Raw genomic sequence first — 732 nt, forward strand, 5'->3', positions numbered from 1 at the left:
CAGCTGTCACCGGTAGAGTTTGAAAAGCGTTACGCAGCGAGCCTGGAGAGTGTCTAGGAAACCCGGGGCGATTCACCCTGACCTTGCAGGCTACTGGAAGTCCAAAGAGGCTGTTGAGCGTGCTGTGGGCCAAAAGGCTAATTTTGCTGGGCACTTCGTCGTCACTTCGTTTGGCTGCGGGACTGGCTGCCAATCTACGGCATTTATCGATGTGAACAACGGCAAGGTCTACAAGGCTCCGATGCAGTTCCCTACCGACAAAACTGAACTGCCGAAAGTCAGTGGCGGGAAGGCTCATCAGGCTTCGAGCAACATGATTTTCATGTCCAGTCTCGACTACAAGGGCACTGACATGGTTCAGAGCGACGGGGTTGTTGTCTTCGATGAGAAGTCGAACAAATTTCAGACCGTAGCGAAATCCAAGCCTTACAAGCTCGAGATGGAATGATTTGAGGTGGTGTGGCTTCTGTGAGGTGCAATGCCTTGTAGAAGCCACTCCGCTGCGCGGGAAGGGTAGTGCGTGAGAGGTGATGAGCCGTCGCTTGTGAAAAAGCGGAATAAGGCTATTTAAGCTTCTCCAATTAAGTGCTCCCTGATAGCGGAATTTCTTCTTCGCTGCACGAACAACCTTACTGATTTGACCCTATCTGCGAAATTGCACCCCACTTGACCACCCGTTTGCATTCGACCTGACCACCGATTTGCATTCAACTTGACCAGTCATTTGCAACG

Annotated in this window: 1 protein-coding gene; it reads left to right on the top strand. The window is 51.5% G+C overall.

Annotated features, from left to right (window positions below; all coding sequences use genetic code 11):
• The first annotated feature begins 49 nt into the window (after positions 1-49).
• Positions 50-448 carry a hypothetical protein gene (locus GHO03_RS24630; protein ID WP_178110381.1) on the top strand — a complete coding sequence of 133 codons (399 nt, stop codon included), beginning with the start codon at positions 50-52 and terminating at the stop codon, positions 446-448.
• The last annotated feature ends 284 nt before the right edge of the window (positions 449-732 follow it).

Origin of the sequence: Pseudomonas sp. FSL R10-1339 (genome assembly GCF_009600545.1) — a bacterium.
Taxonomy (GTDB): Bacteria; Pseudomonadota; Gammaproteobacteria; order Pseudomonadales; family Pseudomonadaceae; genus Aquipseudomonas; species Aquipseudomonas bubulae.